This is a genomic window from Mangrovimonas futianensis (genome assembly GCF_021245805.1).
GTDB lineage: Bacteria > Bacteroidota > Bacteroidia > Flavobacteriales > Flavobacteriaceae > Mangrovimonas > Mangrovimonas futianensis.
In genome coordinates this window covers 1-19,049 of record NZ_JAJJNF010000005.1, presented here as the reverse complement: position 1 = coordinate 19,049, position 19,049 = coordinate 1, and the positions used below count along the sequence as shown (strand labels likewise).

19 protein-coding genes are annotated in these 19,049 nt (G+C 36.8%); 3 read left to right on the top strand and 16 right to left on the bottom strand.

Annotated elements, in window-relative coordinates:
- Nucleotides 1–134 precede the first annotated feature (134 nt).
- Nucleotides 135–1,139 (top strand): methylmalonyl Co-A mutase-associated GTPase MeaB, encoded by a 1,005-nt coding sequence (meaB, locus tag LOK78_RS09090; protein WP_053972614.1) that lies wholly within the window; start codon nt 135–137, stop codon nt 1,137–1,139.
- A gap of 56 nt (nt 1,140–1,195) precedes the next feature.
- Here the strand turns inward: meaB and scpA are convergent, their stop codons facing one another.
- The 11 genes from scpA to LOK78_RS09035 all read right to left on the bottom strand — a co-directional run bounded on the left by scpA (nt 1,196) and on the right by LOK78_RS09035 (nt 12,517).
- On the bottom strand, nt 1,196–3,328 hold the full coding sequence (gene scpA / locus LOK78_RS09085) for a methylmalonyl-CoA mutase (protein WP_053972613.1): 2,133 nt from the start codon (nt 3,326–3,328) through the stop codon (nt 1,196–1,198).
- Nucleotides 3,325–5,139 carry a methylmalonyl-CoA mutase family protein gene (locus tag LOK78_RS09080; protein WP_232634672.1) on the bottom strand — a complete coding sequence of 605 codons (1,815 nt, stop codon included), beginning with the start codon at nt 5,137–5,139 and terminating at the stop codon, nt 3,325–3,327. Before LOK78_RS09080 ends, scpA begins: the two co-directional genes overlap by 4 nt.
- A 40-nt stretch (nt 5,140–5,179) precedes the next feature.
- Complete coding sequence (locus LOK78_RS09075; protein ID WP_232634671.1) at nt 5,180–6,502, bottom strand: sodium ion-translocating decarboxylase subunit beta; 1,323 nt, start codon at nt 6,500–6,502, stop codon at nt 5,180–5,182.
- 52 nt (nt 6,503–6,554) lie between these two features.
- Complete coding sequence (locus tag LOK78_RS09070; protein ID WP_232634670.1) at nt 6,555–6,977, bottom strand: acetyl-CoA carboxylase biotin carboxyl carrier protein; 423 nt, start codon at nt 6,975–6,977, stop codon at nt 6,555–6,557.
- 27 nt (nt 6,978–7,004) lie between these two features.
- Complete coding sequence (locus LOK78_RS09065) at nt 7,005–7,367, bottom strand: OadG family transporter subunit (protein WP_232394545.1); 363 nt, start codon at nt 7,365–7,367, stop codon at nt 7,005–7,007.
- Complete coding sequence (locus LOK78_RS09060) at nt 7,367–8,926, bottom strand: acyl-CoA carboxylase subunit beta (RefSeq protein WP_232634669.1); 1,560 nt, start codon at nt 8,924–8,926, stop codon at nt 7,367–7,369. Before LOK78_RS09060 ends, LOK78_RS09065 begins: the two co-directional genes overlap by 1 nt.
- Nucleotides 8,927–8,957: 31 nt before the next feature.
- Nucleotides 8,958–9,365 (bottom strand): methylmalonyl-CoA epimerase, encoded by a 408-nt coding sequence (gene mce / locus LOK78_RS09055; RefSeq protein WP_053972607.1) that lies wholly within the window; start codon nt 9,363–9,365, stop codon nt 8,958–8,960.
- Between the two features lie 224 nt (nt 9,366–9,589).
- Nucleotides 9,590–9,901, bottom strand: a complete 312-nt coding sequence (locus LOK78_RS09050) for a DUF3861 domain-containing protein (RefSeq protein WP_232634668.1) — start codon at nt 9,899–9,901, stop codon at nt 9,590–9,592.
- On the bottom strand, nt 9,888–10,676 hold the full coding sequence (locus LOK78_RS09045; protein ID WP_232634667.1) for a glucose 1-dehydrogenase: 789 nt from the start codon (nt 10,674–10,676) through the stop codon (nt 9,888–9,890). Before LOK78_RS09045 ends, LOK78_RS09050 begins: the two co-directional genes overlap by 14 nt.
- 109 nt (nt 10,677–10,785) lie before the next feature.
- A complete protein-coding gene (gene ygiD / locus LOK78_RS09040; protein WP_232634666.1) occupies nt 10,786–11,613 on the bottom strand; it encodes a 4,5-DOPA-extradiol-dioxygenase in 828 nt (275 codons plus the stop codon).
- A gap of 31 nt (nt 11,614–11,644) precedes the next feature.
- Nucleotides 11,645–12,517, bottom strand: a complete 873-nt coding sequence (locus tag LOK78_RS09035; protein WP_232634665.1) for an SDR family oxidoreductase — start codon at nt 12,515–12,517, stop codon at nt 11,645–11,647.
- Nucleotides 12,518–12,660: 143 nt separating this feature from the next.
- On the opposite strand from LOK78_RS09035, the gene LOK78_RS09030 reads away from it, so the two are divergent.
- A complete protein-coding gene (locus LOK78_RS09030; protein WP_232634664.1) occupies nt 12,661–13,032 on the top strand; it encodes a winged helix-turn-helix transcriptional regulator in 372 nt (123 codons plus the stop codon).
- Here the strand turns inward: LOK78_RS09030 and LOK78_RS09025 are convergent.
- Nucleotides 13,027–14,148 carry a chorismate-binding protein gene (locus LOK78_RS09025; RefSeq protein ID WP_232634663.1) on the bottom strand — a complete coding sequence of 374 codons (1,122 nt, stop codon included), beginning with the start codon at nt 14,146–14,148 and terminating at the stop codon, nt 13,027–13,029. The two genes, LOK78_RS09030 and LOK78_RS09025, sit on opposite strands and share 6 nt — an antisense overlap.
- Complete coding sequence (locus tag LOK78_RS09020) at nt 14,148–14,573, bottom strand: PaaI family thioesterase (protein WP_232634662.1); 426 nt, start codon at nt 14,571–14,573, stop codon at nt 14,148–14,150. The genes LOK78_RS09025 and LOK78_RS09020 overlap by 1 nt, the downstream gene beginning before the upstream one ends.
- A 50-nt stretch (nt 14,574–14,623) precedes the next feature.
- Between LOK78_RS09020 and LOK78_RS09015 the strand changes: the two genes are divergently transcribed.
- Nucleotides 14,624–15,271 (top strand): alpha/beta hydrolase, encoded by a 648-nt coding sequence (locus LOK78_RS09015; RefSeq protein WP_232634661.1) that lies wholly within the window; start codon nt 14,624–14,626, stop codon nt 15,269–15,271.
- A 3-nt stretch (nt 15,272–15,274) separates the two neighbouring features.
- Here LOK78_RS09015 and LOK78_RS09010 read toward each other — a convergent pair whose 3' ends face one another.
- From LOK78_RS09010 to LOK78_RS09000, 3 genes are all read right to left on the bottom strand, one after another.
- Entirely contained in the window at nt 15,275–16,411 is a 1,137-nt protein-coding gene (locus tag LOK78_RS09010) for an META domain-containing protein (protein WP_232634660.1), read from the bottom strand.
- Nucleotides 16,412–16,512: 101 nt separating this feature from the next.
- Nucleotides 16,513–17,463 carry an NAD(P)H-dependent flavin oxidoreductase gene (locus LOK78_RS09005; protein WP_232634659.1) on the bottom strand — a complete coding sequence of 317 codons (951 nt, stop codon included), beginning with the start codon at nt 17,461–17,463 and terminating at the stop codon, nt 16,513–16,515.
- Nucleotides 17,464–17,631: 168 nt separating this feature from the next.
- The coding region (locus LOK78_RS09000) for a T9SS type A sorting domain-containing protein (protein WP_232634658.1) at nt 17,632–19,049 on the bottom strand (1,418 nt) is incomplete at its 5' end.

Sequence of the window (19,049 nt, the reverse complement as noted above, 5' to 3'; positions counted from 1 at the left end):
ACGCCTAATTATTCATAATTCTTTTTCGATAAAACTTTTCATAAATCCCCTTGAACCCTCTATAAAAGACCCTCATATTATATGGTGTTTACAGAGGTTATCAGTATCTTTACAAGGCTTAATGAAATCCCAAAATGAAGGCATACAAACCTAAAAACAGACTTTCTGCCCAAGAATATATCAATGGTATTTTAAACGGAGATCGCGTCATACTGTCTCGCGCTATTACCATCATTGAAAGTAGCTTGGAAAGCGACAAAAAGCTAGCAAAAAAAATCATTCAAGGTATTTTGCCTGCTTCCGGAAAATCACTCCGAATTGGGATTACTGGAGTCCCTGGTGTAGGTAAAAGCACCTTCATTGAAGCATTTGGAAAATTCTTGATTAAAAACGGGCATCGGGTTGCCATTTTGAGCATTGACCCAAGTAGCCAACGTTCTAAAGGGAGTATTTTGGGTGATAAAACTCGAATGGAGGAACTTAGTGGGATGGATGAAGCCTATATCAGACCTTCAGCATCTGGAGAAACCTTAGGTGGTGTTGCCAATAAAACAGCAGAAAGCATGTTACTTTGTGAAGCTGCTGGTTATGATATTATTTTAATTGAAACCGTAGGTGTTGGTCAATCGGAAACAGCGGTGCATGGAATGACAGATTTCTTCCTATTATTAATGTTGGCTGGAGCTGGTGATGAACTCCAAGGGATCAAAAAGGGAATCATGGAAATGGCTGACATGGTTGTTATTAATAAGGCCGATGGGGACAATATAAAACAAAGTGACAGAGCCCGAATTCAATACCAAAATGCATTGCATTTATTTCCACCTGCAGCATCTGGATGGACACCCGTGGTAACCAAAGCTTCTGCTTTAAAAGGCATGGGTATTGAAACTATTTGGGAAGAAATCCTCAAATTCAAACAACAGGTGACAGAAAGTGGCTACTTTGAGAAAAACCGAAATCATCAAAAATTGCGCTGGATGTATGATAACATCAATGAAGATCTCAAACAACTCTTCTATGGAAACCCAGAGATTTCAGAACAGTTAATTCAATTGAAAAAAGAAGTTCTAGACTCTCATATATCTCCTGTTGAGGCCGCACAACTTATATTGAATAGCTTCAAAAAATCTTTATAATAGAAAAAACCCGATACTTTTCAGTACCGGGTTTAATTTTTAGGTTTTATTAAAAATTATTCTTGTTCCAAATATTTTTCCATGATGGTAATAGCCGATTTGGCTATCACAGTACCTGGTCCAAAGATGGCAGCAACCTTTCTATCTAGAAGGTATTGGTAATCCTGTTCTGGAATCACCCCACCAGCAAACACCATAATATCTGGTCTTCCCAATCTTTCTAATTCTTCTATCAATTGAGGAATCAATGTCTTGTGACCAGCAGCTAAACTGGAGGCACCAACGAAATGTACGTCATTTTCTATGGCTTGTTTTGCCACTTCTTCTGGTGTTTGAAACAAAGGTCCCATATCGACATCAAATCCCAAGTCAGCAAAACTTGAGGCAACCACTTTAGCACCACGGTCGTGACCATCTTGTCCCATTTTTGCAATCATAACTCTAGGACGACGCCCTTCTATTTCAGCAAAATGATCTGCCAACTTTTGAGCCTGTTCAAACACGCTATCATTTTTCACTTCTTTTCTATACACACCACTTATTAATTGCGTATCAGCCTTGTGACGTCCAAAATGAACTTCCAAAGCATCAGATATTTCACCTAAAGTAGCGAAATTTTCTGCCGCCTCAACGGCCAATTCCAATAAATTACCCTTACCACTCTCTGCACATGCAGATAAGGCTTTTAATTTGGCATCAACCACATTTTGATCTCTGTTGGCTTTCAGCTTTTTAAGACGCTCAATTTGTGAATTTCTAACAGCTGAATTGTCAACTTCCAAGATTTCAATCTGTGACTTCTCGTCCGTTTGATATTTGTTTACACCAACCAAAATATCTTGACCAGAATCCAATCTTGCCTGTTTACGCGCCGCTGCTTCCTCAATTCTCATTTTAGGAACTCCGGTTTCAATGGCTTTGGCCATACCACCCAATTCCTCTACTTCCTCAATAAGCTTCCACGCTTTTTTCGCAATTTCCTTAGTCAAATATTCTACATAATATGAACCGGCCCAAGGATCTACAGATTTAGTAATCTGTGTTTCCTCTTGTATATAAATTTGTGTGTTTCGTGCAATTCTAGCTGAGAAATCAGTAGGCAACGCGATAGCTTCATCCAATGCATTGGTATGTAAAGACTGTGTACCACCCAAACCAGCAGCCATCGCCTCAATACAGGTTCTTGCCACATTGTTGAACGGATCTTGTTCACTCAAACTCCAACCAGAAGTCTGGCTATGCGTTCTCAATGCCATAGATTTTGGATTCTGCGGATTGAACTGCTTAATGATCTTAGCCCAAAGCATTCTGGCCGCTCTCATTTTCGCAATTTCCATAAAATGATTCATCCCTATAGCCCAAAAGAAAGACAATCTAGGCGCAAAATCATCGATTTTTAATCCGGAAGACAATCCCGTACGAATGTATTCCAAACCATCGGCCAACGTATAAGCCAATTCTATATCGGCTGTTGCTCCTGCTTCTTGCATGTGGTATCCACTAATGGAAATGGAATTAAAACGAGGCATATATTTGGTCGTATATTCAAAAATATCACCAATAATTCTCATAGATGGTTGTGGTGGATAAATGTAAGTGTTACGCACCATAAACTCTTTCAGAATATCATTCTGAATGGTTCCACTTAATTGATCTAAGGCCACCCCTTGCTTTTTAGCCGCGGCTATATAAAAAGCCATCACAGGTAATACAGCTCCATTCATGGTCATGGAAACCGACATTTTATCCAATGGAATCTGATCAAAAAGCACTTCCATATCCAAAATAGAATCAATGGCCACACCAGCTTTACCTACATCACCAGTCACCCTTGGATGATCTGAATCATACCCACGGTGTGTTGCTAAATCAAAGGCAACAGAAAGTCCCTTTTGACCTGCAGCCAAATTTCTTCTATAGAAAGCATTAGACTCTTCTGCCGTTGAAAAACCAGCATATTGTCTAATGGTCCATGGTCTTGTGGTGTACATTGTGCTATATGGCCCTCTTGTAAACGGAGGTAAACCAGCGGCAAACCCTAAATGTTCTGCGTCTTCAATATCTGCTTTTGAAAAATGTTTCTTCACTGGAATCCCTTCTGGGGTATTCCAAATATCTTGATCCTCTACTGGAGGTTTATTTGAAGTCTTTACCGTATCTAATGTTAGATTTGAAAAATCTTTTCTCATACTTCTAAAGATTTATAATGTTCTTGAACTTTATTCTGAATGGCTGTTAAGGTTTGAATGACATCCGACTTTATGTGCAAACAACCATCGAGTCCTGCTTCTTTTAATTGGTCGAGTAAATCTACTGGATTTCCAGCCAACAATAAGACCTTTTCAGAATTCTTACTTCGGAAAGTTTCAACAAAGTTTAAGGCACTTTCTTGATAATCTGGATCGGAACTGCAAATAACAACCACCTCAGAATCAGATTCTGCACTCGCTTCTGCCGCCAATTGAGCCGTTTCATAACTTTTCTCATCTAAAACTTTAAATCCTGATACCCCTAGAAAATCATAGGAGAAAGCGGCTCTTGCCTTTCTCATGGTTAAATTTCCAAAACTACAAAGCTCAATAACAGGTCTTTTCCCAATAGATTCTACCAATAATTCAGTTGCTTTTCTAACAACCTCTATTTCTAGCGATGCTCTTCTCGGTTTTAAAAGTTTTTGGTCTGAAGACGCTCCTGAGGATAAAACTTCTGAAGAAACTGTTTCCATAAGGTTAGGATATTTATTGACTCCAACCAATGGTAACCTTCTCTGGCTAATCCATTTTATTTTTTCTTGTCTTATTTCAGAAATTTGATCTTGAATCAAGCCTTTTTCAAAGGCTTCAAAAAAGCCTCCTTGAGCTTCAACCTCCTTGAATAAAATCAAAGCCTTTTCTGCAATCTTTTGAGTAGCTTCTTCAATATAATAAGATCCGTCAACCGGGTTAGCTACCTTTCCTAAATAGGATTCTTCTTTTAATATGGTGGCAATATTTCCTGCTATACGATTTGAAAATTGGGATGCTTCATTGAATTCTTTATCATAAGGATCAATCAAAACACCATCAACATTACCAAGAATTGCAGACATAGCCTCAGTAGTAGCTCTCAACAAATTGGTATGGGCATCGGTAACCGATTTACTCCAAACCGAAGTTTTAGCCGTTATAAATGGATTAAAATCTGTAACTCCATATTCATTAGCTAGTAAATTTAAAAGACTCTGAAAGGCTCTAAACTTAGCTATTTCTATAAAATACTCTGACCCTATCGCCAATTCCACATGTAAGCCTTGAAAAATTTGGTTGGCGTCAACACCTTTTTCCATCAATTTTTCAACAACAAATACCAATGAATTCAATGAATAAGCAACCTCTTGAACTTGGTTGGAACCTGAATCCAAATAAGAAGCCCCAGTAATAGTAAATGCTTTAAAGTTTGGGAAAGCTCCCGTAAGTTTCAATAATTCTAAGGAATTGTCAAAAAAAGCTTTATTTAAAGAACCATTTGTGACATAATTTGAAATACCTCTAAAGTCAAAATAACCTTTTAAGTTTTCCTTTTGCTTCAAAGTTGAAACTGCATAAATCAAAAAGGATTTGGCAAAGTCTATTTGATCAAATTGAAGTAAAAAACTTATAGCAACTTTATTGAGATCGACGCCATTTAAAAGTGCTTCGACCTGAATTTTACCATCAATTTCAAACAACAAACCATTCACCCCTTCATTTATGGCCAGTTTTGCCAACTGGTTCCCTTCTTCTGAAGTGCTTACTTTAATACTTCTAAAGTTAACTAAGTCTTGAGAATTAAGGCCCGTATTTGGCAAACTCTCTATACCATCTTCTGAATTATAAAACGGTTGAAAATTTAAACCGTTGAAATTCTTCCAAATCAATTTATTAAAATCCACACCTTTTAAATCGGTGTCCACTTTATCTTTCCATTCCTGCTTGGAGGTAGGACTGAAATTTGAAAAAAGTGATTTATTCTGAGTACTCATACAAAATGTATTACAATTTACTTTATACTTTAAAATAATGTTAGCCTAAAAAGCTTAGAATAATACCTGCCGCAATGGCTGACCCAATAACTCCAGCCACATTTGGTGCCATAGCATGCATTAGTAAATAATTCTTAGGATCTGCTTTTAAACCTTCAGCATGTACCACCCTTGCACTATCTGGAACAGCAGAAACTCCTGAAGCCCCGATTAAAGGATTTATTTTATTATCTCCCTTAAGGAATAGATTCATGAATTTAGCAAAAATAAGACCTCCCATAGTGGCTATAACAAAGGAAATAGCTCCCAATCCAAAGATCAACATAGAGTCCTTGGTGATAAAAATATCTGCTTGGGTAGAAGCTCCCACGGTCACACCCAAAAGAATGGTTACGATGTCTATCATTTTGGTCCTTGCAGTCTCTGCTAAACGCTCTGTTCTACCAGATTCCTTCAACAAATTTCCAAAGAACAACATTCCCAATAATGGTAATGAACTTGGTGAGATAAAGGTAGTCAATAATAAGGCAACAACAGGAAAAATCATTTTTTCTTTTTGAGAAACTGCTCTTGGTGGTTTCATTCTAATGAGTCGTTCTTTTTTGGTAGTCAACAACTTCATTATTGGAGGTTGAATGACTGGCACCAATGCCATATAAGAATAGGCTGCAATGGCAATAGGACCAATTAGGTTTTTAACCGTAGTTCCATCTGGTAAAAGGTTCACTCCGTTGGCCAATTTAGAAGATAAGAAAATCGCTGTTGGACCATCAGCCCCACCAATAATGCCTATCGCTCCTGCCTCGGGTAAATTAAAACCTAGATATAGTGCTCCCAAAAAGGTTCCAAAAACACCTATTTGCGCCGCAGCCCCCAAAAGCATTAATTTTGGATTGGCAATCAAAGATGAGAAATCGGTCATAGCTCCTATCCCTAAGAAAATTAAAGGAGGATAAATTCCCTTAACCACCCCAAAGTAAAGGTAATTCAAAACAGATCCTGTTTCATAAATCCCGGTTTGATTCCCTGCAACAAATGGAATATTCCCTATAATCACCCCTACTCCAATCGGAATCAGTAAAAGGGGTTCATAGTCAAATTTAATTCCCAAGTAAATGAAAACAATTCCAATTACGATCATAATGATATTACCCGCTTGGGCATTAGCAAAACCCGTATAACTTAAAAACTGTTTAACACCACTAATTCCTTCTGAAATAAAACTATCCTCCTGCTCTTCCTCTGTAACACTTGTCACAGCAGTAGTTCCAACTGTATTGGAAGCTGCTGAAGTCAACCCCAAAATAGGTCTCATTGAGATGAGAAGGGAGATTACACCTATTATCAATAATATTTTTTTCATTGTGTAGTTTTTTACGCTTAATTAGCCGTAAAGACAATAAGCATTCTCAATTCTATTCAATCTCTATCATTACTTCTCCTTGTAATACTTGCTGACCAGGTTTTACATTAATAGCAGTAACGGTTCCTGATTTTTCTGATACGATATTGTTTTCCATTTTCATGGCTTCCAAAATCATCAAGGAATCATTGGCTTTAATAGTATCTCCAACCTGAACTTTAAGAGATAACACAACACCTGGAATTGGTGCAGTGATGGTTGTTTTTGAAGAACTTGGATTGACCTTAATTGGCTCAACTGGTGCTGTTGTTGAAGGTTTACGAACTAAAGTAGGTGTCTTCCTGCTTTTTATTTCTTCCTTCATTTTCACCAAGTAATTTGTTCCGTTGACTTCTAACTCGATGGTGTTATCTTCTTGCGATAAGATTCTAACACTGTAGCTATTCTCGTTTATATTGAATGTGAAATTTTTCATGATCTTTAGATTTTCTAAATAAATGGGTTAAAATCTATTGTTATAGGCACCATAAATTTTTGAGCTCCATGGTGAATACATTTTCCTTGCTTGCTTAATAGTAAGTATGGCATTTTCATTGTCATGCTGTTCATCGAGATACATATGTACTGCCACTGAAATAGCTGCTGCAATTTCCCCGGTGAAATTTTCATTGACTGTTGGCGAAATTTCTTTAACCTTCTTGTCTGGACCTTTAGTAATCAACTTGTAGATATAAAGCATAAAAGGCAATCCATACTTAAAGAATAACGTAAGTAATAGTAGTCCTCCAAAGACAATCAAAAGTCCTGTCATCAGGATGATATATCCCTCATCCAAAACATCGGTATATAATAGGATCGTTTTCATTACAATGGAATATTTGAATGTTTCTTAGGTGGATTCACCTCTTTCTTATTAGCTAATAGTTCCAAGGCTCTAATAATTCGGAATCTTGTATTTCTTGGCTCAATCACATCGTCTATAAAACCATATTTGGCTGCCACATAAGGGTTGGCAAATTTGGCGGTATATTCGTTTTCTTTTTCCTCGATATAATGTTGCTTCTCATCATCATCTTCAATTTTTCTGATATTGGAACCTTCCAAAACTTCCACCGCTCCTTTTGCTCCCATTACAGCTATTTCTGCAGTTGGCCAGGCATAGTTTAAATCGCCACGGAGTTGTTTACAGCTCATTACATCATGGGCACCTCCGTAAGATTTCCTTAAGGTAATGGTCACTTTCGGCACTGTTGCCTCACCATAAGCAAACAACAGTTTCGCTCCGTGTAGAATAATTCCAGCATATTCCTGACCTGTTCCTGGTAAAAACCCAGGGACATCAACCAAAGTAACCAATGGTATGTTGAAAGCGTCACAGAAACGAACAAAACGCGCTGCCTTTCTAGAAGCTTCTGTATCTAAAACACCCGCATAAAATTTAGGTTGATTGGCAACCACTCCTACGGAACGGCCATTAAATCTCGCAAACCCAACAACAATGTTTTTAGCATAGTTTCTGTGAACCTCTAAAAATTCCCCATTGTCGGTAATTGTGCTGATCACATCCAAAATGTCATAAGGTTGATTCGGATTTTCAGGTATGATGCTATTTAAGACATCATCCAATCTATCTATTGGATCAGACGTTGAAATTATTGGTGGATCTTCCAAATTATTTGAAGGCATGTAGCTAAGAAGCTTTCTTATCAACAATAAATTTTCTTCGTCATTTTCAGCTAAAAAGTGAGAAACCCCCGATTTTGTAGAATGGATATTTGCCCCTCCCAACTGTTCAGTGGTAACATTTTCACCTGTTACCGATTGTACTACTTTAGGCCCAGTAACAAACATATAACTGGTTTGGTCTGTCATGATGGTAAAATCGGTTAATGCAGGAGAATAAACGGCTCCACCAGCACAAGGACCTAATATTGAAGATATTTGAGGAATCACTCCCGAAGCCATAATGTTACGCTGGAATATCTCAGCATAACCAGCCAAAGATCTCACTCCTTCTTGAATACGTGCCCCTCCACTATCGTTAAGCCCAATAACAGGTGCACCTACCTTCATGGCCATATCCATAATTTTACAAATCTTCAAAGCGTAGGTTTCAGAAAGTGATCCTCCAAAAACGGTAAAATCTTGTCCAAACACATAGACAATTCTACCATCTATGGTACCGTGACCTGTTACCACACCATCAGAAAGAAATATTTGTTTATCCAACCCAAATGATTTCGTTCTATGGGTTACAAACATGTCAAACTCTTCAAAGCTATCATCATCCAAAAGAATTTCTATTCTTTCTCTTGCTGTTAATTTTCCTTTAGCATGTTGTGAATCAATTCTCTTTTCACCTCCACCCAATCGTGCTTTAGCTCGTTTTTCTATAAGTTCGTTGATTTTATCTTGCGTTGTCATAAGTTCCAAACTTTATAAATTATTTATCTTATTATAGCTCTTTGGAGCAAAGTTCTGTTAGAACGCCGTTTGTTGACTTTGGATGAAGAAAGCCAATATTAAGTCCTTCTGCACCTTTTCTAGATTGGGCATCTATCAATCTCACTCCACGTTCCTCTGCTTGTTTTAAGGCTTTATTAGCACTATCCACAGCAAAAGCTAAGTGATGTATTCCTGGCCCTCTTTTTTCAATGTATTTTCCTATTGGACCATCAGGTGAAGTGCTTTCCAATAATTCAATTTTAGTATCACCAACCAGAAAGAAAGCCGTCTTTACTTTTTGATCCTTTACCTCTTCAATAGAGTAGCATGTTAACCCCAATACATTTTCATAATATTGAATGGATTCTTCCAAGTTATCTACCGCAATTCCAATGTGTTCTATGTGCGAAATATTCATGACTTAAAATGATTAATCATTATTATACATCAAAGTTAGAGTAGTTGTAAAGAGGGTTTCATGATAAAAATCATGTTCAAATTTTTCCCGGAAAACGAAATCGATTTAGTTTATAATTTTTATAAAATCTTAATTATGTTTTCAATACGGTTTATAAAAATCAATGAAATCGATAAAAAAAAAGGAGCCAAATTGGCTCCTTTTAAATTAAGTTTGAATATGAATCATTGACTTTTTAGTGTCTTCATAAAAGCACTAAACGCTGGATAAAATGATTCAAAAATTGGATGGTTTCTATTTTTTAGCATCACTTCGCCAAAAAGCTTAAGTCCTAAGGCAAATTCTTGAGCCTGACTTTCACTTTCAAACAATTGCTTTTGTTTCACGATATCCATAATTTTAAAAATGTCATCATGATTATCAAATTCCAAAGTGATCGGATCTTTAAGAGGTTCATTGGGATCTTTTAAAATCACCTCCTCCATTGTTAATCTATAGTGATTGGCTTTCTTACCCATTACCTTAGGCGTTACCATACATATTAGATTCACCACCATCTATGGCTATTACCTGACCGTTGACATAATTACAGTCATCACTTAACAAATAGGCTACCAAACTGGCAACTTCCTCAGGTTTCCCCAATCGTCTGGTTGGGTTTCTTTGTGCATAATCTGCTTCCGCTGCCTTTGGATCATCTGGATTAACCTGTTTAAAAGCCTCAGCAACCATAGGTGTTAAAATTGCCCCAGGTGCAATGGCATTAGTGAAAATTTGGTGCTTTCCATACTCTAAAGCTGCATTTTTAGTCATTCCAGCCACAGCGTGTTTTGAAGCCACATAAGGTGTTTGGTTCAAAACCCCTCGAATACCACCTACAGAGGCCACGTTTACAATTCGTCCACCACCATTGGCAACCAATTCTGGAAGTACATAACGTAAACCATAATAAACACCCATCAAGTTGATATCAATCACCTTTTTGAATACGTCTAGATCATAATCCACCATATCGGCTTGTCGACCTTCAATTCCAGCATTATTATAGAATCCATCAATCTTACTAAAAGCCTCTTTGGCCTTAGCTACGTATTCTTTTACACTTTCTTCTTTAGATACATCTGCAACAACAGAAACAACTCTTATTGAGAATGCGTCCTTTAATTCCTTAGCTGTTTCTTCTAGCTTTTCTTTATTAAAATCCACCAAGGTAAGATCTGCTCCTTTTTCGGCTAAAAATTTTGCAGTTGCATAACCTAATCCCATAGCGGCTCCTGTTATAATAATTGATTTATTTTTAAAAGTTTTCATATGTATATATTTTGATTTTTATCCTATAAAATTACGAGCGATAACTATGAAAGCATCAATATGTATAGGCTTTAACGTATTTTTAAATTTATGGAATGATAGATAAAATTTATCCAATTTTAACGGATGTCATGGTTAAAGAACCCGCTACCGCCTGATCATTAAAAAATTCAATCCTGTCATTTTTAGTTTGCAACCCCAAAGTGTAAAGCAAAGGATAGTAATGGTCTGGAGTGGGCACCGCTTTAGCGATATCCTTATGCAGTTTTTGATAATTCATTAAATCTTGATGATTTCCATCCAAGATTTTAGATTTGAAAATATCATTTATTTCTAACGTCCAGTCATAACCATAGGTGTCCTCCATTTTATGCCAAGCCACCATTCTTAAATTATGAACCATATTTCCGCTACCTACTATCAACACGCCTTTTTTTCGTAAATCCAAAAGCTGTTGCGCTAATTCATAATGGTATTCTGGCGGCTTAAAATAATTGATGCTCAATTGCACAACTGGAATATTGGCTTTAGGGTACATATGTTTAATGACACTCCAAGCCCCATGGTCTAATCCCCATTCTTCATCCAAACCTACATGAGTAGAGGTTATATGATGCTTAATTTCCTCTGCCAAAGTTGGTTCCCCTTTTACTGGATATTCTACTTCAAAAAGTTGTTGAGGAAATCCGCCAAAATCATGAATAGTTCTAGGGGCTTCCATGTTAGTCACAAAAGTACCATTGGTCAACCAATGTGCTGAAATACACAATATGGCGACTGGAGGTTCTAATGATTCTCCTAATTGGTTCCATTGCTTAGTAAACTGATTGTCTTGAATGGCGTTCATGGGAGAACCATGCCCTATAAATAACACAGGTTGAGTCGTGTCTTTATAGGGTAAGGCGCTCTGCCAGTTTTTAAGGTCTTTGGTTGTCATTGCATGAATAATAGATGATACAATTTATGGATTATTCACCAATAAATGTTGCTTCAAGAAAGGTAGAAAGCGATAATAACTCATGTCCTAAAATATCCTTTAAAGTGTTTGTAGGTTGATCAAATTCACCCGCGGCAATACCTTGGCTGAATCCAACTGTCACATCAATAGCACCCTGAGGAACTCCTACTTCGCTTAAAGCATTAATAAAGTCTTCTATCGTTGGACTTACATAGGAGATATCCTTTCCATATAACGTAGATAAAATCTCGGCCACATCTTTCATTCCATAAGATACCTCTCCTCCAAACTCATAAGTTTTTCCTTCGTGACCACTTGTTGAAAGAATAATGGCAGCCCCTTGAGCCATATCTGCCCTAGATGCAAAAGAAACCTTACCTTCATCTGCTGGTAAAAATACCGTTTGAGTTTCCAAAACATTATCACCTATGAAAAGTGGTAATACCTCAAGATACAAACCGTGTTTTAAAATGGTATAAGGTATTCCAGACTCCTTTATAAGGTCTTCTGTTTTAATATGTGATTCGGCAACAAATTGAATGATTGAATCCAATTCGTCTGTTTGGCGTTGAAAACTTGTATAAACAATATGTTTTACTCCTGCTTCTTTAGCCGCTTTAACCACATTTTCATGTTGTTGCATTCTTGAGGCAATATCATTTCCAGATACAAAATAAAGAGAATCAACTCCTTTAAAAGCCTTGACAAGAGAATCATAATCATCATAATCACCCTGTCTTACTTCTACACCCAATTCCTTAAATTTATTGACTTTTTCAGCGTTTCTTGACAAAACTGCCAATTGAGATGCTTCTACTCTATTTAAAAGTTCATTAACAACTGCTGCTCCTAAATGGCCACTGGCCCCTGTAATTAATATCATTTGTATTCTTTTATAGTTTATTAAATATATTTACTTACTTTTGGTTAGTCAAAGATAAAAAGTAAGTTTCTTTTAAACAAGAACGAACCTGAACATCAAATACTTACTTAAAAGTTAGTATTATTAAAAACCAGTTGATTATCATGAATAAAGAATTTGTTAATTTTAGTGAATCATCAAATTGCCCCGTAAGAAACATTTTAGATCGCATAGGTGATAAATGGTCACTTCTCATTTTAATGGTTTTGGAACAGCAGGAGGTCTTGCGTTTTAATGAAATACATCAAGCCATTGGTGATATATCTCAAAAAATGCTTTCGGTATCTTTAAAAAATTTAGAAGCGGATGGATTGGTTAATAGAAAAGTATATCCACAAATACCACCTAAGGTAGAATATAGACTAACCGATTTGGGAAAAAGTCTAATTCCTTATGTAGATGCCTTATCAGATTGGTCAAAGCAGCACATGGCAACTATTTTAAAAAATCGGGAAGCTTACCAGAAGAAATTATAAAACCTGCTTCATAGTTTCTGTTTTAAAAACCGTTTCCTGCCACTCAGCCAACGGATTTGATGAAGTGGTTATACCTCCACCAACAAACAGGTGCACTTCATTCTTAAGGCACTCCATAGATCTTAAATTAACAAAAAAGTGGGTGTTTTTTGAGGATGATCTATAGGCTGAATTTTCAACATTTCTGCGGTTTCGATTTCTCTCCTGAACTTCCCCTTTATTCAATTCGCCTAAGAACCCTGTGTAGTAAGTTCGCTGATAGTGCTCATTTTCCAAAATGAATTTTTTGGCTCTATCTTTAGGCAAACCACATACCGCTGGTGTTGGGTGTATAACTTTTACCAATTCCTTTAATTGAAGAGATGATGGTTTTAGTATTCCTGAGATATCGGTTTTTAAGTGCAATAAACTGCCTGCCTGATGTGTTTTGGTTTTAGAAACTTCAATTTTTGGGATGACATTTTTTATCGCTTCCACAATTGTATCGGTTACAATTTGCTGCTCTTCAAGTTCTTTTTCTCCCCATTCAACTTCTAAAGTATCTTTAAACCTTTGAGTTCCGGCTAATGACATGGTAGAGAATTTATTTCTGCTTACTTGAAGCAAAGTCTCTGGTGTAGCTCCCAGCCATAACCCTACTTGGGGATGATACCAAATGTAACAAAACGCACCATTATAAAAACCAAGAATGTTTTTAAAAACCGTAACGGGATTAATGTCATCGGTTTTAACAATCTCCTTTCTTGAAAGGACTACCTTTTTAAACTCACCTTCCTGAACCATTGTTTCTACTGCCCTTTCAACTAATGCCATGTGTTCTAGCATATCACTTTTTGAAGAGTTTGATGTGCCTTGAAAGGTTTCTTGTGATTCCTTATTATACCTCTGTAGAGATAACGATTCACAATCAGTAAAGGGAAATAAAATTGTTTTTTCTTCCAGTTTAAATGGCGCAAATACAAAGCCTGATTCTTGATAACTTTCAACCTCATGTAAATCATTGGTCCGTTGCAACAGTAAATCAACTTGAGATTGATTTGGTTTGCGATAAGCTACAAAGGGTAATTGCTTTTGAAACTGTAATTTTATTTTTGAGAAAAAAAGATCTTGATCCATTATTTCTTTCTTGGAAGCGAGATAGTAGACAATCTACAAATGGAAATCAAATTATCATGTTCATCTGTAACACGGATATCCAATAATTGTGTTGTTTTCCCCCGATGAATAAAAGTAGCCTTGGCATAAACATACCCCTCGGTCACACTTTTTAAATGATTTGCCGTAATTTCAATACCACGAACAAATTTCTCTTCAATGTTGGTGAAAATATGAGATGCAAAACTACCCACACTTTCTGCCAAAGCCGCCGTAGCCCCACCATGAAGTACGCCATCTGGTTGATAAACCCGAGAATTAACGGGCATTCGCGCAGTCAAAAAATCTTCGCCAAAATCAATCATTTCAATTTCCAAGGTTTCCATTAAGGTGTTTTTACTTGCCAAATTGGCTTGGGCAAGAACGTCTTCTTTAGATAGTGGCATAAATTTGATGTATTTTTAGGAGCTGTAAAAATACAAAACGAGCTGTTAAAATGAATTCAACCCAAAAGGAAATATCCTATCAAACCTCCAACACTTATGAAACACTCAATTCTTTGACAGATAAAACAAAGAATATTTGGTTTGTTTGCCACGGGATGGGCTTTTTAACCAGATACTTTTTAAGATATTTTGAATCCTTAAATAAGGAAGAAAATTTCATCATCGCTCCTCAAGCACCAAGCAAATATTACCTACCGCCTAAAATGAGACATGTAGGAGCTAGTTGGCTTACCAAGGAGAATACCCCATTGGAAATGGAAAATATAATAAGGTATTTTGATGGCCTCTTCAAACAAGAAAAACTACCTCCAAAAGGCAACTTTATTGTCTTGGGATTTTCTCAAGGAGTTAGTGTCGCTCTAAGATATTTAGCAAAAAGGGGAATTTCATGTGATCAAATTATTATTCATTCCGGTAAAATTCCACATGAATTGAAACCTTTAGACTTTGAACATTTACAACAATCGACCAAAGTCCTTTTAATTTATGGAAACCAAGACGAATACTTGGATACGCCACAAATTGAAATAGAAATCAACCGTGCCAAATCCTTATTTGGCGATAGATTGGAAATTTACCCTTTTGAAGGAGGGCATGAAATAAATATGAATCTCGTATCCGAACTAGCTGGAGAATGAAAATCAATTATCTTTTCTAAACATCAATAGTTCCCCATTAGGATTTGATAATGTCAATCGATCATTATCAACTTTAAAGGTAATACTTGATTTCAGTGCCTGCAAGAAAGCCAGTTCTTGTCCGTTATCGGGAACACACATTTTTTTGGTAGTTATAATATCTTTAAACCTCAAAAGATTAGGCTCGAAAAATAATGACCCTTTCATGTCATTGCAACCAGTGTGGCCAATAAAAATATTCTTTTCCGAATCGATTATAATTGATGGGAGTTTATTTGGATATTGGCTCCTGTCTATAGGATTCCCATTCATTTCTTCCAGAGTCCAGATATCATTTAATTTTGGATCTGTCATATAATAACCACATCCATGAAGAGGTCTGATTTCAGAATCACCTGTTGATTTTAATTCCATTTTCACCGAATATGGAAACTTTTCTCCAGACATTTGATTTTCGCAAGGATCCTGAATAATTACAATCCTTAGAGCGTAAGCCTCAGTTTCCACATCATATTGTTTCACATTGGCGTCCATAGCCTTAATACTTTTAGGATTTGGCACTGTAATAGTGTCTTCCATCATTTTTAAGGTAATGGATTGCTCATCAATCTCCAAGCCCCAAAAAGGCTCTGTTCCATTAGCTTTGAAATAACTTTTATCGGTGATATCTTGTTTATCAAATCGTACGTTCACAGAAGTCTCATTAGCATCATTTTCCAAATCAGAGGCTTTAAAGATTAGCAAAGTTTCGCTCTCTGAAACTAGTTTAAGCTTTCCTTCATCATCTACCTCGTAATGAGTAATTTTCTTTAAAGCATCACGAAACATATTTTCTCCCTCGCCACAATACATCATTGTTGTTGGACCAGGCTCACCAAAGGACATTTGATTTTCACTGATTTTATATTCTGAGGTATACCCATTGCATCCACTATTTCCCTTTACAGATCCTTCTTGGTCGAATTCCAAATAGGGTTTTTTACCTGGAAACAATTCTTCAAAAGATTTACCAGTATTTGAGATGGCTTCCAATTCCCATCCTGACCCTAATAATAAATCACTTTGTTTAGTAACTTCCTTTTGGCAGGAAGAAATCAAAACCATTAACACAATAAAAACAGAAGGGAATAACTTTTTCATAATATAAGATTAAATAAGATGACGAATTTAAATCTTTAAAAATTGAAAATCAAATCCAAATTTTAAATTCCCCTTGAAGCATTTCGAATCTAAAAAGAACCTTAATGAATCAGCTTTTCAACAATATCTTTTACTGGTAAAATTTGTTTGGTATGCTCAATACTGGGACCTGCCACCCACACTGTTTTATAAGTTGCTTGTTGGGCTGCCTTTTCTGTGGCCTTCATACCAATATAAAATCGTAACATCTTCACCCACTTTTTAAGTTTTTTATTTTTATTGAGGGTGCGTTCTAGCCATGGGGATTTGGTTCCTATTTTTTGAACATAAGGGGTGTTTATCACCGTACAAGGTGTTCCTGAAATACGTTCGGTCATTACAATATCCTGGGCTCCAAAATCGACGCAAGCCTGTTTATATTCTTCCGTAATATTTGATTCTTTGGAGGCAATAAACGGACTTCCAACTGAAACCCCAATAGCTCCGTATGACAGCATTTTATCTAATTCCTCTTTGGTTCCCACACCTCCAGCAGAAATGACGGGAATATTACAATGCTCGTTTAACAAGGAGATTAGGTCTTTCGGCTTCATTTCACCCCGGTGCCCTCCTGCTTGATTATTTACGGCTATTACGGCATCCGCTCCCAGTGCTTCTACCTTTTGGGCATAAGCTAAATCTGTGATATCACAAAACACTTTTATTCCTACCTCATGCGCTTTTCGGATGGTTTCTTGCGGACTTCCCAAAGAGGTGATTATAAAATCACAACCTTCTTCACAAAGAATTTGCAGCTGCTCCTGATACTTAACGTTGGACTTATTGACAATTAAATTAAAACCAAATGCGCCACCAGCCACTTTAGCTGCCTTTAATTCTTGAATAGCAGAACGTAATTCAGCTAAGGTACGGTAGTTTAATGCAGGAATGCATCCAGCTATACCGCAAGCCATAGCTTCTTTTACCATGGCTACATTTGACACCAAAAACATAGGAGCCATAATAATAGGATGCTTGATATCAAGCATTTTGGTAAGTGTGGTATCAGTCATATTAAATTAGTTTGTATCACAAATATAACTGTTTTTGTTATGCGTGCATAATTAAAAATTAGTAACCTCTATCCTACTTTTAATAATAAAAAAGGGCAAATGAAATCATTTACCCTTTTTACTTGTACCTATCATTTGATTGAAGGCACACTTATTTAATAGCTACTATTACTTGGCTACAATTTTCTTAATCTTAATTCCATGATCAGTAATCAATCTAACAAATAACATTTGACTATTTGTTTTGGTCAAGTCAATAGTCTCCATACCATTGGTTCCTTTTACATAATTTTGAATGTTTTTGGTGTAAACCAAACGACCACTTAAATCAATGATTTCCAACGTTACTTTAGTATCGAAATCAAAACGATAACTAATATTGACTATATCCTTAAATGGCACTGGATAGGCCTTAAAATCTACAGCTACTGTCTCATTTTGTATCGGTTCAACCTTCGCTGTCTCTACCAATCTAACCGCTGTTGGCGTTGAAGTCATAGGCTCCGTTGTACAAATCTCAACCTCGGCATGAACAATCACATAAAGGTTGTCCAAACAATACTGATTGCCGTCTTTTACTGTATCATCAACATCAATAGTAACAACACCCTCTGAACTGCCATTACCACTTCCACTAGCGTTATATTGACCAGGTGCTACTGTATTAACCATTTTCTTTTTACCCTTTGGCTTCAAAGCAAATTGGTAACATCCTATATTCACATGCAAACCATAAAGTGCGTAATAGGTATCTTCAGTATCATCAATTAAGTTATAAGACACAGTGATATCATCTCCATTTCTAGTAATGGTGGCTGTACCTACATACTGTCCAGGACCATCTGTTGGCATACAATCGTTCCCATTTCCGGCATATAAGTCAACCGTATAACTGTTGTATTGTATTCCCAAATCATCACTGATATCAGATTCTAAATCGATTCCTGAAAGTGTCCATCCCCATCGGTTCTCATTTAATTCGTCTTCATAATCCAAGAAACAAAGGTTATCAACTCCTGTACATTGGGTGTTATAGGCATAGGCCGTTTCATCGCTACAGCAATCATAAACCATAACATCATAACTACAAGTAGAAGTACAATTGGTTGTTCCATTTGTAACTGTTAACCATACTTTATTATTTCCTTCAGAATCAAACAATACTTCAACTGAAGTTCCATTATCAGCTCCTATTATAGTACCACCATTTACAGTCCACTCAAAGGTTAAACCTGTAGCATCTCCTTCAAAACTATACACATATCCAGATCCGTCAGGCGATTGTAAACAAACTTCAGTTGGTCCACTTATATCACAAGGTGGGTTGTCGTAGACCGTAACCGTTGCAGTATCGCTTCCAGAACAACCATTATTATCGGTCACCGTCAGTGTATAAACACCAGCATCTGCCGAAGTTGCTCCAGTTATCGTTAAATCTTCGGAAGTTCCTACCTCGGAACCACCAAAACTCCAACTGTAACCTACATAACCGGAAGGACCGTCCAAGGTGATGTCCTCGCCCTCACAGTCTGACGCATCACCAACAGATGGCTCTGGGTTGTCGTAGACCGTAACCGTTGCAGTAT